Raw genomic sequence first — 23,780 nt, 5'->3', positions numbered from 1 at the left:
AACTAATCAATGCCACCGATGCGATTGAAACGCACACCGGTAGGAATCCAAGAAGGCAGCACACTGTCTGCGCCACGTTCAAACTCAAAGCTAATCCAAATACCGGTAGCTTTGCCAACTAAGTTTGCTTCAGGTACAAACCCCCAGAAGCGACTGTCTGCACTGTTATCACGGTTGTCACCCATCACAAAGTACTGACCTTTTGGTACTACCCACTCATTGACACCCGGACGAGGTTGATACATAGCGACGTTGTCCGTTTGCAGAGGATGTACCAGAACCTGATGTTCAACTTCACCCAGCTTTTCATTAAGCTGAATCAGTGGAACACCACGCTGTAAAAATTCACTTTCGACTACATTAGAGAGTTTCACTGGCTTACATGTGCTCTCACCTTGTTGCTTGATGCAAATCTCTTTTTTGGGGCTGTAACGAACCGTATCACCTGGCAAGCCAACAACACGCTTAATGTAGTCAATGTTTGGCTGTGGTGGGTATTTGAATACCACAATATCACCACGCTCAGGCTTACCAGTCTCAACAAGCTGAGAACGGAAAACCGGATCTTTAATCCCATAAGAGAATTTCTCTACCAGAATAAAATCACCAACTAATAGAGTTGGCATCATAGAGCCGGAAGGGATCTGGAAAGGTTCATAAATAAATGAACGAAGAACCAATACAAAGGCAATAACAGGGAAGATGGAGACACTGTTCTCTATCCACCAAGGCTGAGCAACAACCTTGGCTGCTACTTCATCACCCAGCTCACTAGTTTGAGCCTGAACGTCTGCCAGTTTCTGTTCGCGTTTTTTTGCCCACACAAGCTTCTCAAGTACCCATACAACACCAGTTACCAATGTGACCAGAACCAGAATGAGCGAGAATGTATTAGCCATCACTTTTCCTTGTCAAAAAATAAGCCGTTTCTAAAAATACGAAAGTGAAAGAGCCGAAACCCTCTCACTTATCTTTATAAAATAATGATCAGATAACCTAACATTTTTGGTCAGGTTTAATCTTTACCAACATGAAGAATAGCCAGGAACGCTTCTTGTGGTAGCTCTACGTTACCAATCTGCTTCATGCGTTTCTTACCTTCTTTCTGCTTCTTCAGTAGCTTCTTCTTACGGCTCACGTCACCACCGTAACATTTAGCGATTACGTTTTTACGTAGCTGCTTAACCGTAGAACGGGCAATGATATGGTTACCAATTGCTGCCTGAATAGCGATATCAAACATCTGACGAGGAATGAACTCTTTCATCTTCTCTACAAGCAGACGACCACGAGACTGCGCCTGATCTTTGTGAGTAATGATAGCCAGAGCATCCACCGTATCACCGTTAAGCAATACGTCTACACGAACCATGTTGGACGCTTCAAAACGCTGGAAATTGTAATCCAGAGAAGCATAACCACGAGAGGTTGACTTCAGACGGTCAAAGAAGTCCAGAACCACTTCAGCCATTGGAATGTCGTAAGTAACCGCAACCTGATTACCGTGATAAACCATATCAACCTGAACACCACGCTTCTCAACACAAAGCGTAATTACATTACCCAGATATTCAGATGGAACCAAAATATTACAGCGAGCGATCGGCTCACGAATTTCTTCGAGGTCATTTACTGCCGGAAGCTTAGCTGGGCTATCTACATACAGAACATCACCATTAGTTTGCTCTACTTCGTAAACTACGGTTGGTGCTGTTGTAATCAGATCCAGATCGTATTCACGCTCAAGACGTTCCTGAATGATTTCCATGTGTAGCATACCAAGGAAACCACAACGGAAACCAAAACCTAGAGCTGCTGAGTTCTCTGGCTCATAGAACAGTGAGGCATCATTCAGGCTTAGTTTGCCTAGAGCGTCACGGAAGCTTTCATAATCATCAGAAGAAACAGGGAACAGGCCTGCATAAACCTGTGGTTTTACTTTCTGGAATCCAGGTAGTGCTTCTTCACAGCCGTGTTTCGCAAGAGTCAGGGTATCACCTACAGGTGCACCCAGAATATCTTTAATACCACAAACTACCCAGCCTACTTCACCAGTTCTTAGTTCAGTTGTATCAATTTGTTTAGGCGTAAAGATACCGATACGGTCCACACCCCAAACCTGATCCGTACTCATTACCTTAATTTTATCGTTCTTCTTCAGTACGCCATTCTTAATACGTACAAGAGAAACAACACCAAGGTAGTTATCGAACCAGGAGTCAATAATTAGTGCCTGAAGAGGTGCATCTGGATCACCTTCTGGAGCCGGGATAGAAGTTACGATGTTTTCTAATACATCATCCACACCTACACCTGTTTTTGCTGAACAACGTGTTGCTTCCAGAGCATCGATACCAACGATCTCTTCAATTTCTTCTGATACACGCTCAGGGTCTGCTGCTGGAAGGTCAATCTTGTTCAGAATTGGCACTACTTCCAGATCCATTTCAATAGCGGTGTAACAGTTAGCGAGAGTCTGAGCTTCTACACCCTGACCCGCATCTACCACCAATAGCGCACCTTCACATGCTGCTAATGAGCGAGATACTTCGTATGAGAAGTCAACGTGCCCCGGAGTGTCGATAAAGTTAAGCTGGTATGTCTCACCATCTTTCGCTTTATAATCGAGAGTCACACTCTGAGCTTTAATTGTAATGCCGCGTTCACGCTCAAGATCCATGGAATCCAGAACCTGGGCATCCATTTCACGTTCACTTAATCCACCACAAACTTGGATCAGACGGTCAGAAAGGGTCGACTTACCATGGTCGATATGGGCGATAATCGAAAAGTTACGAATGTGCTTCATAGGTTGGTGTGACTTAACTCTTGCTAAATAATGAATGGAAGAAATACCCATCTAATGATGATATTTCGATCAAGTTGCGCGATTCTACCCAATTTCACGCTTTGTCGCTATCTTCATTTTTGAAAGCCATAGAGATTATTGTATCTCTATAGCCTCACCGAATACTCGAATCAACGATACCGACTTAGTAGAACGCGCTTGCAGGCGTTTAGATAAATGCTTTGCTAACAATATACCCAACCCCATAAATCCAATAGAAAGGGCGATAGTAAGCCCCTCTCCTGCTTGTAGTATAGGCACAAGAAATAATTCTGCTAATGTCGCTCCAAGAATCAAACCCAGTATGGGCAGGAGATAAACAATTGAAGCATATCGAATCAGGTTTTGTTCAGACAAGCCAATTTCGACAGTTTGACCAACTTTAATGTCTTTATCCGTTGTCAGTTCCCAACGGTGAGATTTTTTGCCTACCGCTTTTGAAATTAGGCCTGTTCCGCAACTTTTCTGAGAAGAGCAATGATTACAGCTAGTCTGTTGCTCACAACTTAGCTCAATTTTATTGCCCTTTTCTGTCGTCTCAACAGAGACGACAGTTGCTAGTGCGGTAATCATTGCGAGTTACTGGCTGGTGCTTCCGTCGCTTTAAACTCGACAGATTGTGCAATTTGTTTTGCAGTGGAAGGTGGAATATCACCAACGACAGTAATTTCCTTATCGGCTTTAACAAAGCTATGCAGCGTTCTTCGTCCTTGCCTTACTAGCTGACCTTTCAAAGAGGCATCATCTAGCTCCGATACATACACAGAGAAGCTAAACAGACCATCACTATACATCTGACTTTCAACTACTTTCTGCGTCATCAGCATCTTATAGCGGTTCAGGTTGTGAGGTTTAAAACCATCAGGAATCCAGGAAACCTTCCAGAAAGACGTTGTTGGTTCTTGTTTGGGTAAGCTCAGAACATCTGGCAAACGTGCGCTTTCCAGACCTTTCATCATCTCGGCAATTCTGTCATTTACTGAGTATGAAATAACTCGATATTGCTCTAAAACTTCTCCATCACGATCTACCAGATCCGCCCTTAAAGGCAGATTAGACTTCTCATCTACCCACATAACATATGAGTATCTCTGTCCATCTTTTGGCACCACTCGAATCACCTGAGCAGCAGAACCTGCTTCACGAGCTCTGCCCATCAGAACAAAGTCATAATACTCACTCAGGACATCAATATCGTTTTCTAAAAGAGGAACAATCGGAGCAACCATGTTGCCAGATTTGATAGAGAAAGGTTCAACACCAGGTTCGATATAACTGATTTCTTCACCTCGGCGTATTACCTCACGGACAGGACCGCTTAAGTAAACCAGATGGGCGAATGTACGATCGTCAACACTGGCATGACGATATAAGATTGGTTCTATACTGTTTTTCTTAATCAGGATGTAAGAGAGTTCATAATTGAGTTGCTGACCTGATTGGTTCATTTGATGCAACAAAGCCTCAGCTGAGATCTCCTCTGCTGAGGCTTGCGGTTGTATCAAACTGAACAGTGTCAGCGCACTGATCAGAAATTTTTTCATTCAACTACCGGTTGTATTTCATCTTCTGCTGCATCATTTGCTAAACGAAGTTGCAATTCATAATCCTGCAGCATTGCATTAACTCTACGACGCTGTTCTAACAACTGCGCCTCTTTGACTTGCTGACTAGCTGGAGATACTGACTCACGAGTCAAACTCACAGGCTCTACACTACCCGCCATTGGAATAGTTTGCAGTACAGGGATCTCTGATTGAGGCTGTTCCGCATCACCACCACCGTATTGTTGAACACCAACAATGACAGCTAACGATACACAAGCGGCCATTGCAACCTGACCCACCTGAGTTAACCAAGAAGGCAGATAACGCTTAGCTTCTTTCGGTGTTGGCTGAGCTTCTTCCACAAAAGGGGTAACAGTAGAATGGGTTGGCTCATTTTCCAATGCTGTCGCAACACTTCCAGCAATATTCCAGCTTGGTGTCTCTGGAGCTTCACCTCTCATGACATCACCAATAAGGTGATAATTTTGCCAGGTTTCTTGGCTTTCCAGATTCTGTTCAAGCTCAGCAATCAAGGCCTTATCGACCGTTTCTCCATCCATGAGAGCTGAAAGCAGTTCTTTGTCAGACATGTTTTTCACCATATATGTCTCTGAGGTTATCTCTCGATTAACGGCTGAATTTTCTTTTCAACCGCTTCCCTGGCACGGAAAATACGCGAACGTACTGTCCCTACCGGGCAATCCATCACTTCAGCAATTTCTTCATAGCTCAAGCCGTCTAGCTCGCGCAAAGTCATTGCTGTCTTCAAATCATCAGGAAGTGCTTCAATTGCACTGAAAACTACTCGTTTCAACTCGTTGGACAACGTTAAGTTCTCAGGGTTCGAAATTTCTTTTAGCGCACTTCCTGTTTCGTAATATTCAGCTTCTTCAGCATCCACATCATTCGCTGGCGGTCTTCTGCCCTGCGCAACAAGGTGGTTTTTAGCAGTATTAACGGCAATTCGGTATAACCAGGTATAAAATGCACTTTCGCCCCTGAAACCAGGGATTGCACGATAGGCTTTAATAAAAGCTTCCTGCGCAACGTCTTGTACATCTCCCGAATTACTGACGTATCTCGAAATCAGATTACAAACTTTATTCTGGTACTTCATTACCAGAAGGTTAAATGCTTGTTTATCCCCGTTTTGTACTCGCTCAATTAATACTTGATCGGTCAACTGCTCGTTCATTCGAGCACATACTCCTATGTTATCGCCCGTACCTTCTCAGATATGAGCACTAATTATGCAAAATGTAGTGTTGACACCACTGTTTACATGAGCACTATTGTGACTATGTAAAAAATAGAAAGTTCAAAACTTTCTGAACATTTTATCTAATAATTTGATAATGTGATGGATAAGACATTTTTGGCTTCCACAAGCATAGTGGGGGCGCATAGGGATAAATGCAACTCATTTATCAGGAAGTGTCATTTTTGAGAGTAGCTGATAATCAGCGTAGAGCTCAAATCGCTCTACTATAGTTCGGGAAATTAAAAAGTTTTATGAACGGAAATCAGGAACATCAGTGCGATGTGTTGGTTGTGGGAAGTGGCGCAGCGGGCCTGTCGCTGGCTTTACGTATCGCTAAGTACGCCAAAGTTATTGTCCTCAGTAAAGGGCCGCGTAGTGAAGGTTCGACATACTATGCTCAGGGTGGTATTGCTGCCGTGTTTGATGAGTCAGACAGCATAGAATCCCATGTTGAAGATACACTTATCGCAGGTGCAGGACTTTGCGAAGAAGATACCGTTGAGTTTATTGCAAAAAATGGCAAGCGATGTGTTCAGTGGCTTATCGATGGCGGGGTTCCGTTTGATCGCATCGAAGATGACACTGATGAAGACCCGAAATACCACCTGACAAGAGAAGGTGGTCACAGCCATCGTCGAATTCTGCATGCTGCTGATGCAACTGGAATGGCAATGCAAACCTCTTTGCAAGACAACGTTCACAATCACCCGAATATCTCAATTTTCGAACGCCACAATGCGCTTGACCTAATCACTGAAGATAAAATTGGTGGTGACAAAAACAAAGTCGTCGGTGCTTATATCTGGAACCGTAACGAAGAACATGTAGAAGCAGTAAGAGCAAAATTCGTTGTTCTAGCTACAGGTGGCGCATCAAAAGTTTACCAGTATACGTCAAATCCAGACGTATCTTCAGGTGATGGCATCGCAATGGCGTGGCGTGCAGGTTGTCGTGTCGCTAACATGGAGTTTAACCAATTCCACCCGACGTGTCTGTATCACCCGGAAGCAAGAAACTTCCTACTGACAGAAGCGCTTCGAGGTGAAGGGGCATATCTGAAACGTCCTGATGGCACCCGTTTTATGCCAGACTTCGACAAACGCGAAGAGCTCGCGCCACGTGATGTTGTTGCTCGTGCTATCGACTTTGAAATGAAGCGTTTGGGTGCGGATTGTATGTATCTGGACATTAGTCATAAGCCAGCTGAGTTTATCGAAAAGCACTTCCCTACGATTCACATGCGACTTCAGGATCTTGGCATCGACATGACTAAAGAGCCAATTCCTATTGTTCCTGCCGCACATTACACCTGTGGCGGTGTCATGGTAAACCAGAAAGGTCAGGCCGATCTTGATAATCTTTATGCTATTGGTGAAGTGAGTTACACCGGTCTGCACGGAGCAAACCGTATGGCTTCAAACTCGCTTCTTGAATGCGTGGTCTACGCCCGTTCAGCAGCTAAAGATATTCTTAAGAGGCTTGAGACTTGTGAACTGCCACCTGAGCTACCTGCATGGGATGAAAGCCAGGTTTGTAACTCTGATGAAGAAGTTGTACTACAGCACAACTGGCATGAACTTCGCCTGTTTATGTGGGACTACATGGGCATCGTGAGAACAGATAAGCGACTAGAACGAGCATTACGTAGAATTCAGTTGCTGAAGCAAGAAACTCATGAGTACTACAGCAACTTCCGCGTATCAAACAACTTATTGGAAATGCGTAATCTTCTTCAGGTCGCAGAACTTATGGTTCGATGTGCAATGCAACGTAAAGAGAGCCGCGGTCTTCACTATACTCTCGATTACCCTGATATGTTGGATTCGCCTAAACCAACCGTACTAAGTCCAAAAGATTTTCAGTAAAACATAAAATTCATAGGGGTGATGTTTGTTCACCCCTCTTCTTTTTCCGCAATAAATCCAATACCACCAGCAAATGCCTGTATTCCGGCTCCGGGCATGAGTCTCGCCAAACTTTAACTCTCTTACCAGAGTCACTATAGATAACAATAAGTAACGGTTTAAACGTGATATCAGCAACTTTAAATGTATAAGTCTGCTGGTTTAACTCGAAAGTGCCATCTTGAGAGACTTTGAGTACACCCGATGAATGCGTCTTGGGGAGTTTTTCGATAAACAGGCAATAAGTAAAAATCAGGTATACAGATGCAACAATTGGAACTGGAGAGATAAGCAGTGCCCAGACAAGGAACAGAGTAATAAACCATTCCAGTATCTGAGCAATCAATGACGGCTTTAGAACAAGCCTAGCGGACCTTACTGAGGTTGTGGGCAACGATTTTATCTACCATGTTTGCCAGAGCTTCGTTCTCACTTCTGCCATGCTGCATCACCCAGGTAAACAAATCAGGATCATCACATTCTAGAAGAGCGACAAAGTCCTGCTGTTCCGTTTCACTTAAAGATTCAAAGCACTCTTCGAAAAACGGCATGATAACCACATCAAGTTCCAGCATTCCTCTACGACATGCCCACTTAATTCTTGCCTTTTCTTCTGGCGTGTACATTAAACTACCTCTAACGATTTAAATTTTCGGTTTCTATATTAGCCTTTTAATCCTGTTAGAATGAAGAAAACATCTGATAGCTGACAAATTTTTGTAAGCCGATTAACATAACGCATATCTACTCGCCCATTTGCTAAGAGTAACTAAACGATGACATGGCAAAATAAATTTACTTCTCTGACTCTAAAAGAAAATGATGCTCTGCCTGAGCTGGCCCTTTCACTTCTCAGTTCATGGAAAGTGATCACTGTATCCGGAGAGGACAAAAAGTCGTATCTACAAGGTCAAATTACCTGTGATGTGGTGACCTTAGCTGAAGATGCGACAACGTTAGGCGCGCATTGTGATGCAAAAGGTAAAGTCTGGAGTTCATTCCGACTATTTAATCACAACGGTAGCTATGCACTGTTTCAACATGCATCTGGCATAGATAAAGCCTTAACAGAGATAAAAAAATACTCTGTGTTTTCAAAGGTCGACATCGATATTTCCGAAGAAGTCATTTTAGGTGTAACGGGTACTCTGGCTGAAAGCTTTATTGATAAGAGAAGCACGGATAAAGGCGATGTAAGATCGATTGATGGTGGTACAGCTGTAAAAGTGAACGAGCAGCAATGGATATTGCTGCTAAATGATGCAGAAGCAGAATCGATTACCAATAAGTTTGAAGGCACACCCTCTGATGAGTGCTTGTGGGATCTTTATGATATTAAAGCCGCTTTACCACGAGTAACCGAAAGCCAACAAAATACGCATATTCCACAAGCTCTGAATCTGCACTTACTTGAAGGTGTAAGTTTTAGTAAGGGATGCTATACAGGTCAGGAAACCGTTGCCAGAGCTAAGTATCGCGGTACAAACAAACGCGCAATGTATTTAGTCAAAGGCAGTGCTCATATAGAACTCAAAGACTCAGATGAGTTGGAACGAAGCGTAGGCCAAAATTGGCGTTCGGCAGGGGAGTTTCTGGCAAGTTATCAGTTTTCTGACAACACAGTATATGGTCTAGTGATCCTGCCTAACAATCTTGAAATGGAGACTAGGTTCAGACTTGCAAGTGACCCCGACTCAAGCTTTAGTTTTGCTGATATGCCATACTCTCTCGAGACCAGCGAGTAATGACAGAAAGAGTCACTACAACAAAAGTTACTGAATATTTGGAGATGCAGAACGTTCCTTTTGAACTTCTGCATCACAAAACTCCTGCAGTGACCATAGAAGATGCTGCGAACCAGCGTGGCATATCTCCTCGCCAAATGGTTAAGTCTATTCTGCTAAGGGATATGGACAACAACTACACCCTCGCCTGTGTACCCGGAGATCAGCAAGCTGACCCTAAGAAAGTAAGAGCAATATTGAAATGCAGGAGAATGACCTGCGTGGCTCTTTCTGAGGTACCCGAAATTACTGGCTATACTCCTGGAACCATAGCTCCGGTGTTGCTCTCCTCAAATATGAACATCTTTTTCGATAGACGCTTTCAAACTCTAGACAACATCACAATTAGCAGTGGCAGTAATATGGCTGGGGTCGCAATGAAAACAGCCGACTTGATAAAACTATGCAAGCCAATTTTTGCTGATATCACTCGATAATCTCCCACCTCAAGTTACTTAAACCTCAAAAACAAGATCCAGATCACACTTATTAATTGAAATTCATGAATTTATAATCAATTTAAATAAATAATTATTCAAATATAAATTTAATGTGTACTATTGAACACCTACTCGGTTGAGCCGTTTTTCTCTCTAAATTAAGAGATATTTCAATCGGTAGTACAAAGTGAATCCACTGATTTCTTCAGTCATATCCACTTTTGTGTAATGCATCTGTGACTATTGGCCCGCTTTTTTGGCGGGCAGTTTTTTATTTCACCAACACAAACTTTCCGGTGAGAACTCAAAAATTAGTCTACTCTTATATAGTACCTTTGATTGATTAATCTCAGTTATATGAGAAGTTGTATTCGAAACAAAGAATAAATATCCAATTTAGATTTTTGAGTATAACGTCACAAGGAAAACAGATTGCAATACCTATAGTGTTGTTTGTAGCACAAAAATCTTTATTGAAAATCAAAAGAAGACTTTTAGTCGGTTTGAGTCACAAAAATAACGCGATCAATTATTTATAATTTACCGCGCTGTATAGGAAACAAGGATTCAAGTATGAGGCTGTTTAAACGCTACTCACCAGGTATGATAGCGAAACATGTAAGTCGGCTTTTTAAAGGGAGAATTTATATTTACGGAATTGGTAAGTTTGAGTTTGATAATGGAAAACTTATCCTACCGGACAGAGCAGAAAAGCGTCATTTTCAAGCGGTTAAAGAAATAAATAAGGAAGTTATGAGATTACGCTGCTCCTACGCATAAATTCATCTCGCATAATTAATCACATTTAATACAATTGAATTCTGAGGAACAAAAAGGGTTGGTTATCCAACCCTTTTGTTATTCTGGTACTTTATGTCTAGCTACAGTTCATGACTGAGGTTAGTAACTTTTGCGAGCTCGGGAAGCTCCCCCTTTAGACCTAACGCCCTTTTCATGATTTCATCCTTAGCTCCTGGCAATTGAGAAGCTAACTTCATACCAATACCACGAAATAGCTTTTTCGCTGGATTATCGCCATCGAATAAATCACGAAACCCTTGCATGGCAGCAATCATTTTCGCGGCTTCAGCTTTTCTCCAGCGTTCATAGTCTCTTAGGTTAGATCGAAGCCCAATATCTTCGCCATCTTTCCATAAACCAAACAAAATCTGAGCGAGAGAAGCTGCATCCAACAAACCTAAGTTGACACCCTGCCCAGCTAACGGATGAATGGTATGTGCAGCATCTCCAACAAGAGCCACACGATTGAGAGCAAAATCTCTTGCGTACCTCATTTTAAGAGGAAATGCTTGTCTTTCCCCTATCACCTTGCAACGACCCAGCTTCATATCAAACTCTGCAGCCAGATGCTTGTTAAACTCATCATCCGGCATTGCGATTAATTGTTCAGCACGATTCGGATCTGTAGACCATACAATAGAGCTCATATGAGGCTCAGACATTGGCAAAAATGCCAGTGGCCCCATTGGTGAGAAGGACTGACGTGCAACACCATCATGATGTTTCTCCGTCTTAATATTGGCAACCACTGCCGTATGCCCATAATCCCAGTTTGTTAAGGGTATATCCGACTGCTGGCGCACCCAGGAGTTCGCCCCATCAGCTCCCACAACAAGCTTGGTTGTCATCGACTGGCCATTATCAAGCGTTAACCAGGCCTCACTCTCTCCCATCACCATTGACTGACATTTGGCAGGTATAAACATTGTGACATTCTGTTGTCTGGAAACTTGCTCCAACAGAGCTAGCTGAATAACACGATTTTCAACAATATGACCCAGGTTTGGCTGCCCCAGATTATTCGCGTTAAATTCGATGCGCGCGAAGCTATCTTGTTCCCAAACCTCCATTGCGTTGTATGGAGAAAGGCGTCGTCGCTCGATGCCTTTCCATGCACCAACGTTTCTAAGAATCAACTCACTGGCACGACTCAGAGCCGACACTCTGACATCTGGCAGAAGGTCTAAATCCTCGGAAGGCTTCATACCTTCTATTACAGAGATTCGTAAATCCGTATTTTCCAGAGCGGCCGCCAGTGTTAGCCCGACCATCCCACCACCAATAATGGTGATATCAAAACTTTGCATCATAACTATCTTCTAACCAATCCCATGGTTCTGTTAAGTAGAGGTTTCTTTAGCGAGGTAACATTATCGATTGCCATTAGTGATAAATTTCGTCCGATAACCATAGGAAACCATTCATTGGAAAAAATATGAACCAACCCCGCTGTTAGATTAATTGTAGAACGTCTATCAGACTCTCTTCTTTTTTGATACTGACTTAATGCTGAAAAACTTCCCGGATCGGTTGCTTCTGAAATCTCTTCAGCCAACGAAGCGACATCTCTTATACCCAGATTAAACCCTTGACCTGCAATAGGATGTAGGGCCTGTGCTGCATTCCCCACCGTAGCAAACCGATGGGAAGTAATTTGACCTTTCTTATGCAGAATCAAAGGGTAGCTCGCTCTTTCACCAACCTGTGTGATTGCCCCCAATCGCCAGCCAAACTCGGTTTGCAAATCCGCAATAAATTCCGCTTCAGAAGCGCTGCTTAACTGTTCTGCTCTCTCTGGAGTAAGGCACCATACCAATGACATTCTGTTTTGAGTCATTGGTAAAAGAGCTAAAGGGCCACTGGAGGTAAATCGCTCAAAAGCCCTGCCTTGATGTAGCTGAGAAACCTGAATATTCGCGATAACTGCTACTTGTTCAAAATCCAGTTGTGAGTTATCAACTTTCATTAGCTCACAACATCTGGATATTGCTCCATCAGCGGCGACCAGCAAAGAACACTCTATTCTCTCACCACTTTCGAGTGTAATTGTGTTTTTAGATTGTTGAGAATCAACAGCAACAACAGAATCAGGACAGATGAAATCGATGTTAGGCGCCTGTTCAATACGTTGATTGTAAACATGCCCGACATTCGCTAACTCGACCACATAACCTAATGCATCAACCCCATAGTCCTTGCGGTTGATATCGGTCATACCAGCATGTCCTTTATCAGAAACATGTATGGTATTTATCGGTGTCGCGTCAGGTTTAAGCAAACGCCATAGCTCAAACTTTTCAAGTATCTGAGTAGTACCGTAGGAAAGCGCGATAGAACGGGAATCAAACCCAGGATGTTCATCATCGCCCACCTGAAAAGGTTCTATTATTGCAATAGACAATGAGCTATTGAGTTTATTGAGCGCCAGCGCGAGAGTTGCACCAGCCATCGCTCCACCAGCAATTACAATATCGTAATGCTTCTCTGCCATCTGTTCGTCCCTGTTTATTCTTTATTAATGAACGGTCTGAGGTGCTTCTTCACTATCTGGTTTCTTACCATACTGGGCATGAATAGTAAGCACACATGCTTTCACATGTTCAATAACTTGTTCGAGCAGATCCGCCTGCTCTTCCATGTCATCATCTTCGTCGATACCCAGCTTGCCAATCTCTTCCAGATCCGTCAGAGCTTCTTTAACATCTTCTGGCATATCTTTAAGTGATACGTTGATAAGCCCCAAACCAGAAATAAAGTGATTCACCCACTCAGATAAGGCATCAGCAAGATCAAGCAAGTTACTTTCTTCATCAGGAAGAAGAATGGAAATATCCATACCAGTTCCTGTGAGTTCCGTCGTTGTCGTCTTCAAAATAGTTTCAGCTACAGCCAATGCACGAGTTCCCCACCCCATACCATCATTGGTGTAATCAAAAATCAGGGGTTGCCAGCTTTGGTCATTCAACGACAAACCTCCACTTAGCATACCGGTAAGTAGCCCATGCAGTTCAGCTGGGCTCACAGATAGGTCGGAAGATTGCAGTTCAGTTTCCACACTAAGGTATTCAGGAAGCGTAATTTCGCTCATGATGACTCACTTAAAATAAGAATGATTCCCCATCCTAACATTTCCTTTATATGTCGAAAACTTTACGCTGGGTTAATCTACTTTTTGTGTAGCATTTACTCGATTTGCTTCTTTAATGAGTTATTGTTCTGTCAAAAAAAGAGAATTGCGGGAGATCCCCTTGAATCTTATTTAGGCTTTACCTATAGTTCCACCTTCGGTGGCATTATTCCATCTATGTTACATATTAAGAGTTCAGTCACTATGGGTCATCAAGCGGTAGAAATTGAAATTCTCGGAAAAATAACCCGGGTAAATTGCCCTCCTGGTCAGGAGCAATCTTTGCTGAACGCAGCGAAAGACCTTAATAATCGCTTGAAAGAGATGGCTGAAAAAACAAATGTAGCCAATACTGAAAAGTTGCTGACTATTGCTGCATTAAATGTATGCTATGAGCTTAATCAGTTTAAAGCTGATGAAGAAAGCCAAAGACAAGTTAAAGAGCGAATGGAACTGCTCAATGCGTCTCTAGAAGGTGCTTTAAGTAACGTAACGCAAGAACAATCAAAGAATTAAAAATTACCCTGGGGTGTTCGTCAGTAGGATTACGTCCCTGAGCCGATAAGCAATACCTAAGGGTTAGTACTTGGTAGCTATTGAGCAAGCTCGGCATGTACCGAGAAGCCTACGGTTACCATTGCTGATCCGCCTTGAACCAGCTGGTTCAAGGGTCAAAATCCGCAACGGCACTCTGGGGTTTCTATTCAATGAGTCTTCTCATTAAGGGGTTCTTATGGAAAGCAGAACCGATATCCGCAAATCTATCCGAAGCAAAAGGCAATCCCTTAGCGCACTAGAGCAAACTCTGGCCGCAGAGGAAGCACTGCAAAAACTCCAATCTCTACCTGAAATTGACGCAGCGAAGCGAATCGCTATTTATCTCTCTGCCGATGGTGAAATTGATACTCGTCCAATTATCGACTATTTCTGGCAGCAAGGAAAAGAAGTCACACTTCCTGTTCTGCACCCTTTCTCAAAGGGGCACCTCTTATTTCTGCGCTATTCGCACAATACTCCAATGTGTGAAAACAAGTTTAATATCCAGGAGCCCGTGCTGGACCAAACTCAGATCGTACCGGTTTCTCAGCTAGACATTGTTTTCACCCCTTTGGTTGCTTTTGACTCTACAGGAAATCGAATGGGGATGGGTGGTGGCTATTACGACAGAACTCTTGAGAAATGGTTTAAAACCGGAAAAGGTCCTACTCCTATAGGCATCGCACACAATTGCCAGCAAATTGACCATGTACCAGTAGAACCCTGGGATATACCTCTGCCCGCAATTATAACTCCGAATAAAACATGGCGATGGGAAAGAGATAAATAAACCGTTATAATCCAGCCGAATTTACCCCTTGGAACCGACTCTGGAGAATGGCATGACTCAAGATGAAATGAAGAAAGAAGCTGGCTGGGCTGCACTAAAGTACGTTGAGAAAGATAGCATTGTAGGCGTAGGTACTGGTTCAACAGTGAAGCACTTCATTGATGCACTAGGAACTATGAAGGAAGAAATCAAAGGTGCAGTATCGAGTTCTGTTGATTCGACCGAAAAACTGAAAGCCCTTGGCATAGAAGTTTTCGACTGTAATGAAGTTGATAAGCTGGATGTTTACGTTGATGGCGCTGATGAAATCAACCCTGAAAAAGACATGATTAAAGGTGGCGGTGCTGCACTTACTCGTGAAAAAATCGTTGCTGCTATCTCTGACAAGTTTATTTGTATCGTAGATGGCACTAAAGCAGTTGATGTTCTTGGCAATTTCCCGCTACCAGTAGAAGTTATCCCAATGGCTCGCTCATACGTTGGCCGTGAAATGGTGAAACTGGGCGGTGACCCTGCATACCGTGAAGGTGTAGTTACTGATAACGGCAACATCATCATTGACGTTTATGGTCTTGAAATCACCAATCCAAAAGAAATGGAAGATAAGATCAATAGCATCGCGGGTGTTGTAACGGTTGGTTTGTTTGCCCATCGTGGTGCTGATGTTGTCATCACAGGCACTCCAGAAGGTGCAAAAATCGAAGAGTAAAAACACAAACTACTCATATTTTAGTGATTTAATAACAAACGGTGCATATAAGCGCCGTTTTTTATTGCTTATTCCGTAAATTTCTTACCCAACTCGCTTTTTTTTTGATAAGTTTAATCCATATTTGACGCATAAATACTCAGTTCCGTGCGTCGGTTACCTTTTATTTTAAGGATGAGAAGAGATGGCGAAAGTATCACTGGAAAAAGATAAGATTAAAATACTGCTTTTAGAAGGACTTCACCCTTCTACAGTAGAAGTTTTAGAAGCGGCTGGCTACACCAATATTGAATATCATAAAGGCTCCCTACCAGAAGAAGAACTTCTTGAGGCAGTTAAAGACGTGCACTTCATTGGTATTCGTTCCCGAACTAACCTGACAGAAGAAGTTATTCAGGCAGCAAACAAGTTGGTTGCAGTTGGGTGTTTCTGTATTGGTACCAATCAGGTTAATCTGCCTGCAGCAGCAAAACGCGGTATTCCAGTGTTTAACGCACCATTCTCCAACACACGAAGCGTTGCTGAACTTGTACTTGGTCAAATTCTGCTCCTACTTCGTGGCATCCCAGAAAAGAATGCTCTTGCACACCGTGGTATCTGGAAGAAGAGCGCTGATGGCTCATTCGAGGCTCGTGGTAAACGTCTAGGTATTATCGGTTACGGTCATATCGGTACCCAGCTAGGTATCATTGCTGAAAACCTGGGTATGAAGGTTTACTTCTACGATATCGAAAACAAACTTTCTTTGGGTAATGCCACTCAGGTTCATACGATGAGTGAGCTACTGAACAAGTGTGATGTGATTACCCTGCACGTACCAGAAACAGACGGTACAAAAAATATGATGGGTACTGAAGAGTTCTCTCGCATGAAACCAGGCGCTATCTTTATCAACGCTGCTCGCGGTACAGTTGTTGATATTCCTGCACTCTGTGAAGCACTGGAATCAGGTCACCTTGGTGGTGCTGCTGTAGACGTATTCCCTACGGAACCAAAAACAAATGCGGATCCGTTCGAATCACCATTGATGAAGTTCGATAATGTTATTCTGACTCCTCATGTTGGTGGTTCAACTCAGGAGGCACAGGAAAACATCGGTGTTGAAGTCGCTGGGAAACTGGCTAAATACTCTGACAATGGCTCAACACTATCAAGTGTGAACTTCCCGGAAGTATCGCTTCCTGTTCACAGCGGTACATCTCGTATTCTTCACATTCACGAGAACCGTCCTGGCGTTCTGAATCAGATAAACACCATCTTCGCTGAAGACGGCATTAACATCGCGGGTCAGTACCTGCAAACTAACGCTGAAATCGGTTATGTTGTTCTGGATATCGAAGCTGAGCGTTCTGAGGAGGCTCTTGCTAAGCTGAAAGGCATTGACGGAACTATCCGTGCACGTCTACTTCACTAACAAGTAACGGCCTATATACCATAAAGCCCTCAAAAGAGGGCTTTATCCGTTTATGTCGTCCGCTTTTATTTCTGCTCAAAACGATAGATAACATTGACACTATCGCTGATCGTTATAGACGTGTCCTGATAGCCTATTTTTGTACCCGAAGCTGAGTCCATAGCCATAGCTCGCATAACGGGTTGGTTGTTTCTGGCCTGATAACTCACCTTCCAGACCCCACCTAATATGCCACCAAAGCCTTCAGCTAAAGATTTGGCTTTGTGGTTTGCATCTTTAATTGCAAGTAATCGAGCCTGATCTTGGTACTTCTCTCGATCTTTTACTTTAAGCTGAACACTATCAATTCGGTTAATGCCATCACCAAGCGCTTTATCGAGAAAATCATTGAGCTTAGATAGATCTTCGATCGTTACGGTTATCTGCCTTGATGCTCGATAACCTACAAGCTCTGAACGCCCTGACTTAGGGTAATGGTATTGCGGTGCAAGATGGATGTTCGTGGATTTGATACGGTCTCGCCCAACTCCCGAATCCATCAATCTTTTATTGAATGCGGCAACAACGCGATCTACTGCTTTTTTAGCCTGCTCAGCATTTAAAGCAGACTCAACAACTTGAACCTTAAACTCAGCGATATCAGGTTTAGCCACTACTTCCCCATAACCACTTGTTTCAATGTGTGCGAAATCTGGGGTTGCAGCAATCAAAGGGGCAGATGCGACAGAAGCGATGGCCAATAGTATTTTTAACTTGTTCATTTTCTTAGACCTTATTAATTTAGCCTACCTATCTTATCTCCATGCCCCATAATTTGAATGACTCATACGATACATTTGACCAAACTTTGACTCAGTCAATTTGTACACCAAGATACATATCATTGAGGAAGGTATTCGCGAGCGTAGTTGGTAATAGTCTCTGAGAGTTTTTTCAAAACGCCACTCTCCAGTTGCCAATGGTGCCAGTATAACTTATGAGGAATACTAAGATGAGGAGTGATATTGATCAGCTGTCCACTATCTAGCTCTTTTTCTATTTGCGGCCTAGGGATCAAAGAGTACGCAATCCCCAAAGTCGCCATCTGTACAAATGCTTCCGAGCTCCTGACGGTATGCTTTACCACATGACTAATCGAAAGCCCGAAATGCTGCTGGATAAACTTCTCGTGCATATGGTCATACTGGTTAAATACAACGGCTGGCGCTTGCAACAACGCATCTTTAGATATGCCATACGCAAAATATTTTTCACAAAATTCAGGGCTAGCGACACAAATGTATTCCATTGTCCCGAGATAATCTGCCACACAACCAGGAATAGACTCCGGCTCAATACTGACCGCTCCTACCACTTCGCCAATTCGTAGCTTTTCTAATGTTCGATGTTCATCATCGACATTCAGGTTGATAGCCAAATTAGAGTGCTTCAATAGTTCTGCCAGACTTGACAGCAACCAGGTCGCCAGCGTGTCCGCGTTAGTAGCAATGGAAACATCCAATACCTGCTCACTATCATTAATATCCAGATCGGGTAACAAGTCCTGTTCCAACAAACGCACTCGCTTGTATAGCCCAAGTAGTTTTTGCCCAGTCAGGGTAGCTCTTGGTGGCTGCTCTCTGATCAGTACGGCCTGAGAAGACCACTTCTCAAGCTGTTTAATTCTCTGAGACACCGCAGACTGAGAAATAAAAAGTTTCTGTGCCGCGCGCTCAAAGCTGCGATAGGTGATTACCGCCTCCAATGCTTCTATCCATCGATAGTCTAATCCACGCATTTTTTACCATCACATAAGTTAAACTTATTATAGATTAATATTATTAGTTTAATTTATAAAATGGATTTCATTAAACTTAATTTCAACTCAACGCAACATTACGGTATCAATTTGAACTTTTGGATATTACTTCAGGGCTTCAGCTTAGGAGCCAGCATGATTATTCCTATTGGTGCACAAAATGCTTATGTGCTTAATCAGGGAATAAAGCGCAACCACCACCTGACCACAGCGACACTGTGCAGTAGTCTGGATATTCTGTTTATCTCTTTGGGCATATTCGGTGGCGGTGCTCTGCTATCTCAAAACGAAGTCTTGCTAACGCTGGTGACTCTGGGTGGTATCGCCTTTCTTTCGTATTATGGCTACCTCTCATTGAAAAGCGCCTTTAGCAATAATGATGACGAGCTAGAGTTAAGCGATGTAACTAAAGGCCGAAAAGCCGTTATCTTGGGCGCTTTAGCCGTTACCGTTCTCAACCCTCATGTCTACTTGGATACGGTCGTCGTTCTTGGGTCCATTGGTGGGCAGTTTGAAAGCAACGATAGAATCGCTTTTGCACTTGGGACGATGATTGCGTCAGTTGTATGGTTCTTCGGCCTCTCAATTGGTGCAGCAAAAGCAGCCCCTATGCTTTCCAGGCCATCGGTAAAAAAAGCCATTGATATAGTTGTGGCTATAATCATGTTTATCATTGCTGGCTCACTTATAAAAGAGCTTTGGCTGCAATACCTGTGAGTGTGTAAATGAAACTGCTGGAAGAAATCTATCAAAAGAACTTATCTCTGTTTGATCAGACAGGGATCTCCTATAACTCATGGGAGCACGAACCTATTCTGGACTTTGAAACAGATGAGAAAGTAGCAAAAAAATTAGGCTGGACAGGTACACACAGCAAGAGTCTATTCCTTAAAATGAAAAGTGGGGGCTTTGCTCTTTACCTGACAGAGAAAGATAAACGACTGGACAGAAAACCTGTTCAGAAAGCACTAGGCAAACGAGTCTCTATTTGCAGTAATGAGGAGATGACAGCAGAGATAGGTTGTGTACCAGGAGCGGTGTGTCCATTTGGCTTACCACAAAATATTCAGATAGTTGTAGACAAAGAGCTTCTGGAAAAAGACGAAATTCTCTATACACCTGGGCATCCAGAGCTTACCTTCGGTTTTAATGGTAGTGATCTGAAACCACTTCTCGAACACACATTAAATACCGTTCATTTTATCTAGTATCAAAAAGCGCAGGGATTAAAGCCCTGCGCTAGTAGTAGATCAGTATCGATTAATTCACCTTATCTAGATGAACATCCATTTGTGGGAAAGGTATTTCAATTCCAGCGTCATCCAGCGCTTCTTTCATCGCCTGTAGAGCATCAAAGTATACTGCCCAGTAATCTTCAGTTTTTACCCATGGTCGAGCGACAAAGTTTACTGAAGAATCCGCAAGCTCCACCACACCAACCTGAATTCCTGGCTCTTTTAGAATACGGCTATCAGCCTTTAGCGTCGCTTCAATAATCTCTTTTGTTTTCTGAAGATCCGCGCTATATGAAACACCGATAACATAATCTATGCGTCGAGTATCATGACGAGAATAGTTCACGATAGGACCACCGATAACGGAGCCGTTTGGTACAACTATCATCTTATTATCTGGTGTTTTCAGTACGGTCTGGAAAATCTGAATAGATTCAACAGAGCCGGCAACCCCACCAATTTCTACATAGTCACCCGATTTAAACGGACGAAACGCAACAATTAGCACACCCGCAGCAAAGTTTGATAATGACCCCTGCAAAGCCAGACCGACGGCTAAACCTGCGGCACCGATTACCGCTACCACGGATGCTGTCTGGACACCAATTCGCCCTAACGCAGCAATCAGAACAATAACAAACAACAAGTAACGAACAAGGGCGGATATAAAATCAACAACCGCTTTATCCATTTCGCGTTTTTCAAGAACTTTGGCGACACTACCCGCTATCGTCTTAACAATAATGTTACCGATAAACAGTATAATCACCGCAGAAAGGATATTCACACCATATTGAATAAGCAGTTCTGAGTTGTTGGTAAGCCAGGCTTCCATATTTGAGATACTTTCCGTTACCTCTGTGACAGTTTCTGCCACTTTTTCTTCAACGGCCATGTTATTTTCCCTTAGAGCTGTAGTTATATATTAATTAAGTAGATGGGCACTTAATGGATTTAAAATAACGCACACTTAAGGGTAAGATCCAGATTCTTAACCAATAAATAATAACAATTTAGCATTTGCTCTAAATCTAAGAAATTGCAGGTATAAAAAAACCGCTCCGAAGAGCGGTTTATCAACTCTTAGCTAGAGACGAATTATAGTACGTCTACAGCGTTAAGGTCAGCGAACGCCTGCTCAAGACGAGTAACCATAGAAGCCTGACCAGCACGTAGCCATACGCGAGGATCGTAGTACTTCTTGTTAGGTGCGTCGTCACCAGTTGGGTTACCAATCTGGCCTTGTAGGAAGTCACGGTTTTCCGCTTCGTATGCACGGATACCATCCCAACATGCCCACTGAGTATCAGTATCGATGTTCATTTTGATTACACCGTAGCCGATAGACTCTTGGATTTCTTCTTGAGAAGAACCAGAACCACCGTGGAATACGAAGTTTAGAGCGTTAGGTGCAATACCGAACTTCTCTGCACAGTATGCCTGAGAGTCACGTAGGATAGTTGGAGTTAGAACAACGTTACCTGGCTTGTATACACCGTGTACGTTACCGAAAGAAGCTGCGATTGTGAAACGTGGGCTTACAGCGTTTAGTTTCTCGTAAGCGTATGCAACGTCTTCAGGAGAAGTGTAAAGCTCAGATGCGTCCATATCAGAGTTATCAACGCCATCTTCTTCACCACCAGTACAACCTAGTTCGATTTCTAGAGTCATGTTCATTTTAGCCATGCGCTCTAGGTACTTAGCAGAAATTTCGATGTTCTCTTCTAGAGACTCTTCAGAAAGGTCAATCATGTGAGAAGAGAATAGAGGCTTACCAGTTTGAGCGAAGAACTCTTCACCAGCATCTAGAAGACCGTCGATCCAAGGAAGAAGTTTCTTAGCTGCGTGGTCAGTGTGAAGAATTACAGGTACACCGTAAGACTCAGCTACAGCGTGAACGTACTTAGCACCAGCTACAGCACCAAGAATCTGGTTGCCCTGACCTTCTAGTTTTAGACCTTTACCAGCGAAGAAAGCTGCACCACCGTTAGAGAACTGAACGATTACTGGAGCTTTAACTTTAGCAGCTGCTTCTAGTACTGCGTTTACAGAGTCAGTACCTACACAGTTTACTGCTGGTAGAGCGAAGTTGTTTTCTTTAGCAACTTCAAATACTTTTTGTACGTCATCACCAGAGATAACACCTGGCTTTACGAAATCGAAGATCTTAGACATGGAATAAGTCCTATTTTCTGTCGTATAAAATTAAAAATTACAATCGAATTTTGCAATCGTTTGCTTACAACGTGCGGCATTTTAGCAACAAAATGGCAACCTCAGCAAACAAGAAAGCGGGAAAAAATTTCCCGCCTTATAAATCAATTAATTAAGCTTTAGCACGCTCTTCAAGCATTGCTACTGCAGGTAGTACTTTACCTTCAACAAACTCAAGGAAAGCACCGCCACCTGTAGAGATGTAAGAAACGTCTGCTTTGATACCGAACTTGTCGATAGCAGCTAGAGTGTCACCACCACCAGCTACAGAGAAGCCAGCTGATTCTGCGATTGCTTTAGAGATGCCAGCTGTACCAGCTTCGAAGTTCTTGAATTCGAATACGCCTACAGGGCCATTCCAAAGAATAGTCTTAGCATTGCCGATGATTTCAGCAAGAGCCGCTGTTGAATCAGGACCAAGGTCGAAGATCATGTCATCGTCAGCTACGTCTGCAACGTTCTTGATTTCTGCTTCAGCGTTTTCATCAAATGCTTTTGCACAAGCTACGTCAGTTGCAACTGGGATTGAACACTCTTTCATTAGCTTCTGAGCAGTCTCAACAAGGTCTGCTTCGTATAGAGATTTACCAACATTGTGGCCATCAGCTGCGATGAATGTGTTTGCAATACCACCACCAACTACAAGCTGGTCAGCAACTTTAGATAGAGACTCAAGAACAGTCAGCTTAGTAGAAACCTTAGAACCACCAACGATAGCTACTAGTGGACGCTCTGGGTTATCCATTGCTTTACCTAGAGCTTCAAGCTCAGCAGCAAGTAGAGGACCAGCACACGCTACAGGAGCGTTCATACCAACACCGTGAGTTGAAGCTTGTGCACGGTGAGCTGTACCAAATGCATCCATTACGAATACATCACATAGTGCAGCGTATTTCTTAGAAAGTTCTTCTTCGTTCTTCTTCTCGCCTTTGTTGAAGCGAACGTTTTCAAGAACAACTAGCTCACCAGCGTTTAGCTCAAGACCGTTTAGGTAATCTTTAGCCAGTTTAACGCCACAGTCTAGAGCGTCGTTTAGGTAGTTAACTACAGGCTGTAGAGAGAACTCTTCTGCGTATTCACCTTCAGTTGGGCGACCTAGGTGAGAAGTAACCATTACTTTTGCACCAGCTTCAAGACATAGCTTGATAGTTGGAAGAGATGCAAGAATACGTGCATCAGAAGTTACTTTGCCATCTTTTACTGGCACATTAAGGTCAGCACGGATAAATACGCGTTTACCTGCTAGGTCCAGGTCAGTCATCTTGATTACAGACATGGTTCGTCCTCTCGATTTATAAATTTAGAAAGTTTGATTAGCCTGGCTTTATGCCAGACCATTAAATTCTTTACTGCTATTTATTTTGGGGATAT

26 protein-coding genes and 1 other RNA gene are annotated in these 23,780 nt (G+C 43.1%); 11 read left to right on the top strand and 16 right to left on the bottom strand.

Features of this window, described 5'->3' with window-relative positions; translation table 11 throughout:
- Positions 1-2 precede the first annotated feature (2 nt).
- The 6 genes from lepB to rpoE form a co-directional block, all read right to left on the bottom strand.
- Positions 3-899 carry a signal peptidase I gene (gene lepB / locus SNR28_RS11730; protein WP_375752602.1) on the bottom strand — a complete coding sequence of 299 codons (897 nt, stop codon included), beginning with the start codon at positions 897-899 and terminating at the stop codon, positions 3-5.
- Between the two features lie 116 nt (positions 900-1,015).
- Complete coding sequence (lepA, locus tag SNR28_RS11725; RefSeq protein ID WP_375752600.1) at positions 1,016-2,809, bottom strand: translation elongation factor 4; 1,794 nt, start codon at positions 2,807-2,809, stop codon at positions 1,016-1,018.
- Between the two features lie 135 nt (positions 2,810-2,944).
- Complete coding sequence (locus SNR28_RS11720) at positions 2,945-3,421, bottom strand: SoxR reducing system RseC family protein (protein WP_375752598.1); 477 nt, start codon at positions 3,419-3,421, stop codon at positions 2,945-2,947.
- Positions 3,418-4,392 carry a sigma-E factor regulatory protein RseB gene (gene rseB, locus SNR28_RS11715; protein ID WP_375752596.1) on the bottom strand — a complete coding sequence of 325 codons (975 nt, stop codon included), beginning with the start codon at positions 4,390-4,392 and terminating at the stop codon, positions 3,418-3,420. The genes SNR28_RS11720 and rseB overlap by 4 nt, the downstream gene beginning before the upstream one ends.
- Positions 4,389-4,997, bottom strand: a complete 609-nt coding sequence (locus tag SNR28_RS11710; RefSeq protein ID WP_375752594.1) for an RseA family anti-sigma factor — start codon at positions 4,995-4,997, stop codon at positions 4,389-4,391. The genes rseB and SNR28_RS11710 overlap by 4 nt, the downstream gene beginning before the upstream one ends.
- A gap of 14 nt (positions 4,998-5,011) precedes the next feature.
- Positions 5,012-5,590, bottom strand: a complete 579-nt coding sequence (gene rpoE / locus SNR28_RS11705) for an RNA polymerase sigma factor RpoE (protein ID WP_375752592.1) — start codon at positions 5,588-5,590, stop codon at positions 5,012-5,014.
- A gap of 317 nt (positions 5,591-5,907) precedes the next feature.
- Between rpoE and nadB the strand changes: the two genes are divergently transcribed.
- Positions 5,908-7,521, top strand: a complete 1,614-nt coding sequence (nadB, locus tag SNR28_RS11700) for an L-aspartate oxidase (protein WP_375752590.1) — start codon at positions 5,908-5,910, stop codon at positions 7,519-7,521.
- 10 nt (positions 7,522-7,531) lie between these two features.
- Here nadB and SNR28_RS11695 read toward each other — a convergent pair whose 3' ends face one another.
- On the bottom strand, positions 7,532-7,954 hold the full coding sequence (locus tag SNR28_RS11695) for a protein YgfX (protein ID WP_375752589.1): 423 nt from the start codon (positions 7,952-7,954) through the stop codon (positions 7,532-7,534).
- Positions 7,926-8,186 (bottom strand): succinate dehydrogenase assembly factor 2, encoded by a 261-nt coding sequence (locus SNR28_RS11690; RefSeq protein ID WP_375752587.1) that lies wholly within the window; start codon positions 8,184-8,186, stop codon positions 7,926-7,928. Before SNR28_RS11690 ends, SNR28_RS11695 begins: the two co-directional genes overlap by 29 nt.
- Before the next feature lie 150 nt (positions 8,187-8,336).
- Here SNR28_RS11690 and ygfZ point away from each other — a divergent pair, with 150 nt between their 5' ends.
- The 3 genes from ygfZ (at position 8,337) to SNR28_RS11675 (ending at position 10,564) form a co-directional block, all read left to right on the top strand.
- A complete protein-coding gene (gene ygfZ, locus SNR28_RS11685; protein ID WP_375752585.1) occupies positions 8,337-9,305 on the top strand; it encodes a tRNA-modifying protein YgfZ in 969 nt (322 codons plus the stop codon).
- Positions 9,305-9,781 carry an aminoacyl-tRNA deacylase gene (locus SNR28_RS11680; protein WP_375752584.1) on the top strand — a complete coding sequence of 159 codons (477 nt, stop codon included), beginning with the start codon at positions 9,305-9,307 and terminating at the stop codon, positions 9,779-9,781. Before ygfZ ends, SNR28_RS11680 begins: the two co-directional genes overlap by 1 nt.
- A gap of 576 nt (positions 9,782-10,357) precedes the next feature.
- Positions 10,358-10,564, top strand: coding sequence for a DUF1107 domain-containing protein (locus tag SNR28_RS11675; RefSeq protein ID WP_375752582.1), 207 nt, complete (start codon positions 10,358-10,360; stop codon positions 10,562-10,564).
- 101 nt (positions 10,565-10,665) lie between these two features.
- On the opposite strand, the gene SNR28_RS11670 is transcribed toward SNR28_RS11675, so the two are convergent.
- Genes SNR28_RS11670 through SNR28_RS11660 form a run of 3 tightly spaced genes read right to left on the bottom strand, consistent with a single transcriptional unit; the run spans position 10,666 to position 13,673 of the window.
- Positions 10,666-11,895 (bottom strand): FAD-dependent 2-octaprenylphenol hydroxylase, encoded by a 1,230-nt coding sequence (locus SNR28_RS11670; protein ID WP_375752580.1) that lies wholly within the window; start codon positions 11,893-11,895, stop codon positions 10,666-10,668.
- Positions 11,896-11,897: 2 nt separating this feature from the next.
- Complete coding sequence (gene ubiH, locus SNR28_RS11665; RefSeq protein WP_375752579.1) at positions 11,898-13,076, bottom strand: 2-octaprenyl-6-methoxyphenyl hydroxylase; 1,179 nt, start codon at positions 13,074-13,076, stop codon at positions 11,898-11,900.
- A 24-nt stretch (positions 13,077-13,100) separates the two neighbouring features.
- Entirely contained in the window at positions 13,101-13,673 is a 573-nt protein-coding gene (locus tag SNR28_RS11660; RefSeq protein ID WP_375752577.1) for a YecA family protein, read from the bottom strand.
- A gap of 243 nt (positions 13,674-13,916) precedes the next feature.
- Here SNR28_RS11660 and zapA point away from each other — a divergent pair, with 243 nt between their 5' ends.
- The 5 genes from zapA to serA all read left to right on the top strand — a co-directional run bounded on the left by zapA (position 13,917) and on the right by serA (position 17,162).
- A complete protein-coding gene (gene zapA, locus SNR28_RS11655) occupies positions 13,917-14,228 on the top strand; it encodes a cell division protein ZapA (RefSeq protein WP_375752576.1) in 312 nt (103 codons plus the stop codon).
- 2 nt (positions 14,229-14,230) lie between these two features.
- A non-coding RNA gene (gene ssrS, locus SNR28_RS11650) (6S RNA) lies at positions 14,231-14,414 on the top strand.
- Between the two features lie 31 nt (positions 14,415-14,445).
- The gene (locus tag SNR28_RS11645) at positions 14,446-15,039 is read left to right on the top strand and encodes a 5-formyltetrahydrofolate cyclo-ligase (RefSeq protein ID WP_375752574.1); all 594 of its coding nucleotides are present in this window, start codon (positions 14,446-14,448) and stop codon (positions 15,037-15,039) included.
- Positions 15,040-15,091: 52 nt separating this feature from the next.
- Positions 15,092-15,748: a ribose-5-phosphate isomerase RpiA gene (gene rpiA / locus SNR28_RS11640; protein WP_375752572.1), complete on the top strand. Its 657-nt coding sequence runs from the start codon at positions 15,092-15,094 to the stop codon at positions 15,746-15,748.
- Positions 15,749-15,932: 184 nt separating this feature from the next.
- On the top strand, positions 15,933-17,162 hold the full coding sequence (serA, locus tag SNR28_RS11635) for a phosphoglycerate dehydrogenase (RefSeq protein WP_375752571.1): 1,230 nt from the start codon (positions 15,933-15,935) through the stop codon (positions 17,160-17,162).
- A 65-nt stretch (positions 17,163-17,227) separates the two neighbouring features.
- On the opposite strand, the gene SNR28_RS11630 is transcribed toward serA, so the two are convergent.
- Both SNR28_RS11630 and SNR28_RS11625 read right to left on the bottom strand, forming a co-directional pair.
- Positions 17,228-17,923 carry an oxidative stress defense protein gene (locus SNR28_RS11630; RefSeq protein WP_375752570.1) on the bottom strand — a complete coding sequence of 232 codons (696 nt, stop codon included), beginning with the start codon at positions 17,921-17,923 and terminating at the stop codon, positions 17,228-17,230.
- Positions 17,924-18,042: 119 nt separating this feature from the next.
- A complete protein-coding gene (locus tag SNR28_RS11625) occupies positions 18,043-18,939 on the bottom strand; it encodes a LysR family transcriptional regulator ArgP (RefSeq protein ID WP_375752569.1) in 897 nt (298 codons plus the stop codon).
- A 111-nt stretch (positions 18,940-19,050) separates the two neighbouring features.
- Between SNR28_RS11625 and SNR28_RS11620 the strand changes: the two genes are divergently transcribed.
- The gene (locus SNR28_RS11620; RefSeq protein ID WP_375752568.1) at positions 19,051-19,677 is read left to right on the top strand and encodes a LysE/ArgO family amino acid transporter; all 627 of its coding nucleotides are present in this window, start codon (positions 19,051-19,053) and stop codon (positions 19,675-19,677) included.
- An 8-nt stretch (positions 19,678-19,685) separates the two neighbouring features.
- The gene (locus SNR28_RS11615) at positions 19,686-20,168 is read left to right on the top strand and encodes a YbaK/EbsC family protein (protein ID WP_375752567.1); all 483 of its coding nucleotides are present in this window, start codon (positions 19,686-19,688) and stop codon (positions 20,166-20,168) included.
- A 52-nt stretch (positions 20,169-20,220) separates the two neighbouring features.
- Here SNR28_RS11615 and mscS read toward each other — a convergent pair whose 3' ends face one another.
- The 3 genes from mscS to SNR28_RS11600 form a co-directional block, all read right to left on the bottom strand.
- Entirely contained in the window at positions 20,221-21,090 is an 870-nt protein-coding gene (gene mscS, locus SNR28_RS11610; RefSeq protein ID WP_375752565.1) for a small-conductance mechanosensitive channel MscS, read from the bottom strand.
- 203 nt (positions 21,091-21,293) lie between these two features.
- The gene (gene fbaA / locus SNR28_RS11605) at positions 21,294-22,370 is read right to left on the bottom strand and encodes a class II fructose-bisphosphate aldolase (RefSeq protein ID WP_375752564.1); all 1,077 of its coding nucleotides are present in this window, start codon (positions 22,368-22,370) and stop codon (positions 21,294-21,296) included.
- A 151-nt stretch (positions 22,371-22,521) separates the two neighbouring features.
- Positions 22,522-23,685 carry a phosphoglycerate kinase gene (locus SNR28_RS11600; protein WP_375752562.1) on the bottom strand — a complete coding sequence of 388 codons (1,164 nt, stop codon included), beginning with the start codon at positions 23,683-23,685 and terminating at the stop codon, positions 22,522-22,524.
- Positions 23,686-23,780: the final 95 nt, after the last annotated feature.

This window comes from Vibrio iocasae, assembly GCF_042245395.1.
In the GTDB taxonomy this organism is placed as follows: Bacteria; Pseudomonadota; Gammaproteobacteria; order Enterobacterales; family Vibrionaceae; genus Vibrio; species Vibrio iocasae.
The sequence above is the reverse complement of the archived record's forward strand: the minus strand, read 5'-3'. Positions and strand labels throughout refer to the sequence as shown.

Bases quoted from the DNA above. Each gene is read 5' to 3' on its own strand.
- ubiH (WP_375752579.1), bottom strand. From the start codon at position 13,076: ATGGCAGAGAAGCATTACGATATTGTAATTGCTGGTGGAGCGATGGCT.
- mscS (WP_375752565.1), bottom strand. From the start codon at position 21,090: ATGGCCGTTGAAGAAAAAGTGGCAGAAACTGTCACAGAGGTAACGGAA.
- SNR28_RS11690 (WP_375752587.1), bottom strand. From the start codon at position 8,186: ATGTACACGCCAGAAGAAAAGGCAAGAATTAAGTGGGCATGTCGTAGA.
- fbaA (WP_375752564.1), bottom strand. From the start codon at position 22,370: ATGTCTAAGATCTTCGATTTCGTAAAGCCAGGTGTTATCTCTGGTGAT.
- ygfZ (WP_375752585.1), top strand. From the start codon at position 8,337: ATGACATGGCAAAATAAATTTACTTCTCTGACTCTAAAAGAAAATGAT.
- SNR28_RS11625 (WP_375752569.1), bottom strand. From the start codon at position 18,939: ATGCGTGGATTAGACTATCGATGGATAGAAGCATTGGAGGCGGTAATC.
- SNR28_RS11645 (WP_375752574.1), top strand. From the start codon at position 14,446: ATGGAAAGCAGAACCGATATCCGCAAATCTATCCGAAGCAAAAGGCAA.
- zapA (WP_375752576.1), top strand. From the start codon at position 13,917: ATGGGTCATCAAGCGGTAGAAATTGAAATTCTCGGAAAAATAACCCGG.
- SNR28_RS11720 (WP_375752598.1), bottom strand. From the start codon at position 3,421: ATGATTACCGCACTAGCAACTGTCGTCTCTGTTGAGACGACAGAAAAG.
- SNR28_RS11680 (WP_375752584.1), top strand. From the start codon at position 9,305: ATGACAGAAAGAGTCACTACAACAAAAGTTACTGAATATTTGGAGATG.
- SNR28_RS11660 (WP_375752577.1), bottom strand. From the start codon at position 13,673: ATGAGCGAAATTACGCTTCCTGAATACCTTAGTGTGGAAACTGAACTG.
- rpiA (WP_375752572.1), top strand. From the start codon at position 15,092: ATGACTCAAGATGAAATGAAGAAAGAAGCTGGCTGGGCTGCACTAAAG.
- SNR28_RS11630 (WP_375752570.1), bottom strand. From the start codon at position 17,923: ATGAACAAGTTAAAAATACTATTGGCCATCGCTTCTGTCGCATCTGCC.
- rpoE (WP_375752592.1), bottom strand. From the start codon at position 5,590: ATGAACGAGCAGTTGACCGATCAAGTATTAATTGAGCGAGTACAAAAC.
- SNR28_RS11600 (WP_375752562.1), bottom strand. From the start codon at position 23,685: ATGTCTGTAATCAAGATGACTGACCTGGACCTAGCAGGTAAACGCGTA.
- lepB (WP_375752602.1), bottom strand. From the start codon at position 899: ATGGCTAATACATTCTCGCTCATTCTGGTTCTGGTCACATTGGTAACT.
- serA (WP_375752571.1), top strand. From the start codon at position 15,933: ATGGCGAAAGTATCACTGGAAAAAGATAAGATTAAAATACTGCTTTTA.
- SNR28_RS11710 (WP_375752594.1), bottom strand. From the start codon at position 4,997: ATGGTGAAAAACATGTCTGACAAAGAACTGCTTTCAGCTCTCATGGAT.
- SNR28_RS11670 (WP_375752580.1), bottom strand. From the start codon at position 11,895: ATGATGCAAAGTTTTGATATCACCATTATTGGTGGTGGGATGGTCGGG.
- rseB (WP_375752596.1), bottom strand. From the start codon at position 4,392: ATGAAAAAATTTCTGATCAGTGCGCTGACACTGTTCAGTTTGATACAA.
- SNR28_RS11675 (WP_375752582.1), top strand. From the start codon at position 10,358: ATGAGGCTGTTTAAACGCTACTCACCAGGTATGATAGCGAAACATGTA.
- nadB (WP_375752590.1), top strand. From the start codon at position 5,908: ATGAACGGAAATCAGGAACATCAGTGCGATGTGTTGGTTGTGGGAAGT.
- lepA (WP_375752600.1), bottom strand. From the start codon at position 2,809: ATGAAGCACATTCGTAACTTTTCGATTATCGCCCATATCGACCATGGT.
- SNR28_RS11615 (WP_375752567.1), top strand. From the start codon at position 19,686: ATGAAACTGCTGGAAGAAATCTATCAAAAGAACTTATCTCTGTTTGAT.